4 protein-coding genes are annotated in these 4,569 nt (G+C 64.0%); 1 reads left to right on the plus strand and 3 read right to left on the minus strand.

Features of this window, described 5'->3' with window-relative positions; translation table 11 throughout:
- Positions 1-119: 119 nt before the first annotated feature.
- From JYJ84_RS29085 to codB, 3 genes are read right to left on the minus strand one after another with little or no spacing between them, the layout of a single operon-like run.
- Positions 120-797: a TetR/AcrR family transcriptional regulator gene (locus JYJ84_RS29085; RefSeq protein ID WP_174955854.1), complete on the minus strand. Its 678-nt coding sequence runs from the start codon at positions 795-797 to the stop codon at positions 120-122.
- A 40-nt stretch (positions 798-837) separates the two neighbouring features.
- Complete coding sequence (codA, locus tag JYJ84_RS29090; RefSeq protein WP_175220122.1) at positions 838-2,091, minus strand: cytosine deaminase; 1,254 nt, start codon at positions 2,089-2,091, stop codon at positions 838-840.
- A 42-nt stretch (positions 2,092-2,133) separates the two neighbouring features.
- The gene (gene codB, locus JYJ84_RS29095; protein WP_368041410.1) at positions 2,134-3,429 is read right to left on the minus strand and encodes a cytosine permease; all 1,296 of its coding nucleotides are present in this window, start codon (positions 3,427-3,429) and stop codon (positions 2,134-2,136) included.
- A 556-nt stretch (positions 3,430-3,985) separates the two neighbouring features.
- Between codB and JYJ84_RS29100 the strand changes: the two genes are divergently transcribed.
- A partial coding sequence (locus JYJ84_RS29100) for an FAD-binding oxidoreductase (protein WP_205189794.1) occupies positions 3,986-4,569 on the plus strand: 584 nt, incomplete at its 3' end.

Consider the following 4,569-nt stretch of genomic DNA (forward strand, 5'->3'; position numbering starts at 1 on the left):
ACGGCAACAAGTACAAGAACAAGAAGCGCTACAAGCACGACTGACCGGCGGTTCCCCGGCGCGTGTCGACGACGGCGCCGGGGTGCCGTGCATGAACGGCGACGGAGGCGGTCAAGCGGTCAATCCGTCTTTCTGTCGCCGGTGATCAGTGCGTTGAGCACCAGATCCGAGATCGTGCGGTAAGCCGCGTCGAAATCGTCGTTTCCCAGCGCACGCTTGCCGAGCACCAGCAGCATCTGGGGGGCGAAATCCGCATACGCCTGCGTGGCTGCCCAGATCAGGAAGAACAGGTGCTCGGCATTGACCTGTCTGACCTTGCCTTCCTCGATCCAGCGTTCGAGCACCCGGATGTCGTCGCGCAACACCGGAATCAGTTGTTTGCGGATTTCCTTTCCGTAGGTCTTGGCCCCACCGATGATCTCCAGCGCAAAAACCCGCGATCCATGCGGGCGATTTCTGGAGAATTCGAGTTTGGCCCGGATATAGGCCGACATGGCCTCCGCGGGCTCGTGATCGGGCGCCGCAAACTCCCGCATCCTGCCGAGCCAGTCCCGCAACACGTCGTCCAGCACGCGTTGATAGAGCGCCAGCTTCGTGGGGAAGTAGTACATCAGGTTCTGCTTCGACAGGCCGGCGGCCGCTGCGATGGTCGCAACGGAACTCCCCTCGAATCCGTAAACGGAAAACGATTCTTCGGCGGCGGCGAGAATGGCCGCCTCGAGAGTGTCGCGCAGCGCTTCGCGCCGGCCATGAGGCCGGCCGGGCGTTCCTGCAGTCGGCTCGGACGGGTGCGTCACGATGTGTCCTCCAGCATGTCGGACCAGCGTCGTCGCCCGCTCAACGCGGGCCTGCTTCAGGATAGGTGATGCGTTCAGGCGCGCGCTGCATGATGACCTTCCCGGCACGGAGCGACAATCGCACCTTGGCCTGGGTGCGAACCACTTCGTAGTCGCAATCCGCGTCGAGGATCAGCAGATTGGCCGGCCGGCCGACCGCGATGCCATAGCGATCGCCCAGGGACATCGCATGGGCGCTGTGCTCCGTCACGAAGTCGAGGCATCGCTGCAGGTCTTCGTAGCCGAGCATGTGGCACACGTGCAAGCCGACGTCGAGGATGCGCAGGATGTTGCCGTTGCCGATGGGGTACCACGGATCCTTGATCGAATCCTGTCCGAAGCACACGTTGATGCCGGCGCGATCGAGTTCCGCGACACGCGTAATGCCGCGTCGTTTCGGGAAGGTGTCGAAACGCCCCTGCAGGTGGATGCTTTCGGTCGGACACGAAACAAAATGGATTTCCGACCGCTTCAGCAACCGGAAAAGCTTCGAGCAGTAGGCGTTGTCGTAGGAACCCATTGCGGTCGTGTGGCTGGCGGTGACGCGCGTGCCCATCCCGCGAACCCGCGCTTCCTCGGCAAGCACTTCCAGGAAGCGCGATTGCGGATCGTCGGTTTCGTCGCAATGAACGTCGACAAGGCAGTCCTTGCGCTCCGCGAGCTCCATCAGGAACTTGATGGAGCTCACGCCCTGGTCGCGCGTGTTCTCGAAATGCGGAATACCGCCAACGACGTCGGCCCCCATGTCGATCGCGCGCTCCATCAGTGCACGTCCGTTCTCGAACGACTCGATGCCTTCCTGAGGGAAGGCGACGATCTGCAGATCGATGAGATCGCGCGCTTCGTCCCTGACCTCGAGCATCGCCTTCAACGCGGCAAGCGTGTGATCGGTGACGTCCACGTGCGTGCGCACGTGCTGGATGCCGTTGTCGCGCAACATCCCGATCGTGGTGTGGGCGCGGGCTTTCGTATCCTCATGGGTAATGGTGGCCTTGCGCTGGCCCCACCGCTCGATCCCTTCGAACAGCGTGCCGCTCATGTTCCACTCGGGTTCGCCCGCGGTCAGCGTCGCATCCAGGTGGATATGCGGCTCGACCAGCGGCGGGATGACGAGATTGCTGCCCGCATCGATGACGTCGTCCGCTTGAGACGTCAGCGGCGACGGCTGGAGGCCGATGCCGCGAATCGTGCCCGCATCGATGTCGATCGTAAAGAGGCCGCTACGGCCGCGCAATCTGGCGTTGATGATTTTCATGAGGATTCCTGTTGTTTTGGGGAGCGGGAGGGTGCAGCGGAATCATTCACCCTGAACGGACGGCGCGCGCGTGAACGCGCGGGCGATCTGCAGCAGCACGATGTAGGCGGCGGCGGACGCCGCGATGCCGACGATCGGCGCGATCCACGGCGATGTATAGGCGAGTCCGGCGCCGATTGCATACGCGGCCAGGCCGACCAGGTTGAAGCGCGGAAGGCGGGCGGCGGCAAGCGACGGGTATTGCCCGCGATGGCGGTACCAGTAGTCCGCCATGATCACGCCGCCGACCGGCGGAATGATCGAGCCGAGCAGCACCAGGAACGGAATCAGCAACTCGTACATCCCGCCGACCGCGAGCACGATGCCGATCGCCGCGCCCACGAGTACGAGCGTGCGGCGCCGTTCGGTGCGTAGCAGATGGCATCCGGCGGCCGCCACGTTGTACATCGTCGGCCCCTGGATGGTCCAGAGATTGAGGCACAGCATCACGACCGCCGCGATCGACAGGCCCTGCAGCATCATCACCTCGACGATGTCGGCTTGCTGATAGACGATTGCGCAGTATGCGCCCGCGATGATCATCAGGCCGTTGCCCACGAAGAATCCGATCATGCTGGCCGAGACGGCGCTGCGCGCGCTGCGTGCGAGGCGGGTCCAGTTGGTTGCCTGGGTCGCGCCGCTGGCAAAGGTGCCGATGACCATGGTCACGGCGGCCGAGAACGGCATCGGATGAGACGGCGCGATATGCGTGAGGCCGGCCCACCCGCCGATATCGCGGGTGGCGATCCACATCGACGTCATCAGAAGCACGAACATCAACGGCACGGAGACGCGCGACAGCACGTCCATGCCGCGATAGCCGATGATGGCCGTGATGGAAAATCCGAAGCCGAAGAGGATCATCAACGGCGTGGTAACGGAGGGCGGCCAACCCAGCAGCTTGACCAATACGATCGCGACCGTCGCGGTGCCCCATGCGTACCAGCCGAGTTCGGCGAAGCCGAGCAGGAAATCGGACAGCTTGCTGCCAACTTCCCCGAAGCAGAATCGCCCCATCAGTACCGCATTCAGGCCGCTGCGGGCGGCGATCAGCGCAAGCGATGCCGCATAGGCGGCGAGCAACAGGTTTCCGATGACGGCGATCTGGATCATGCTGACGACGTCGAAGGCGACACCGATCTTGCCGCCGGCAAACATCGTTCCCGTGAAGAACGTGAAACTCAACAACACCATCGTGATGGACAGAAATCCGGTGCGTTTCTCGAGCGGGACTTCGCTCAGCGAGAATTCTCCGTGATCCGATTCGTCCATCGGGCTTGCATCCCGGTTCGTGGGCATCTTGTCTCCCGTCAGCGATTGGGTTGGGTCTGAAAGGGGTTACGGGGGCCGTGCTTGGAGGGGTGACGCTCTGTTTCTGCGCGTCATTCTCTCAGTCCAAAATTTTTACAAGCGTAAAAATTTCGTCCGAGTGGATGGCGGGAATATTCACCGGGCCGGTGCGGTTCACGCGCAATGCGTGTCGTGTATCGGCCGATCCGGCGCGCCTCATGCCGCGGGCGAGCGCGCAGGTCGAGCCGATGTTTCCGGTTTCTGCACCCTAGGCCAGGCAGGTGCGTGCGGCTGGCGGCAGGCCGGCCGACCCGGCCGACTACGGCGATCGAGGAGGGAAGCACGAACCCGCCAGACCTGGACGCCATCGATCTTCGCGGCTGTCGCGACAATCCATTTCGACGCGGGCCGGGGCTGCCAGGGCGGCGAATCTTCAGCTAACCAGACTAACGGCGCAGCGTTGATTCATCAGTCGGATGCGCCTTTTTTTTGCTCGCTTGCCTCCGTGAAATTGCCGTGCTAATTTTTCATGAAATTTATGGGCGAAAATTTCACGGGAGTCCGCATGTTCGCGCAGTCCGACCGTCACGTCGCAAGCTACTACGCCGGCACCTACCCGGCGCCGATCCCGCATCGTCCGGAACTGGACGAACGCATCGACGCCGACGTGCTCGTCGTCGGCGCGGGTTTCAGCGGGCTGCATACGGCGTTGCGCCTGGCGCTCGCCGGCAAGCGCGTCGTCGTGCTCGAAGCGAGCCGTGTCGCGTGGGCCGCGTCGGGCCGCAACGGCGGACAGGCGCTGCTCGGCTGGTCGTGCGACATGCAGCCGCTCGAGGATTCGCTTGGCCGCGACGGTGCGCGCCTGCTGTGGGACAGCATGCGCTGGGCCGCGGCCGAGGTGCGCGAACTGCCCGTTCGGCACGGTTTCGATATCGACTACCGGCCCGGCAGCCTGTGGGCGGCGGTGCGGCCGCGGCGCATCGCGATGCTCGAACAGGCCCGCGACGAGGCAGCCGAGCGCTGGGGCTACGATCGGCTGCGCGTGATCGGCCGTGACGAGATGCCCGAATGGATCGGCGGCGCGCGCTATCTCGCGGCGCTGCACGATCCGGAGGCCGGCCACCTGAATCCGCTGAAGCTCGCGGTCGG

Source organism: Burkholderia sp. LMG 13014 (assembly GCF_905232215.1).
Classification (GTDB): domain Bacteria; phylum Pseudomonadota; class Gammaproteobacteria; order Burkholderiales; family Burkholderiaceae; genus Burkholderia.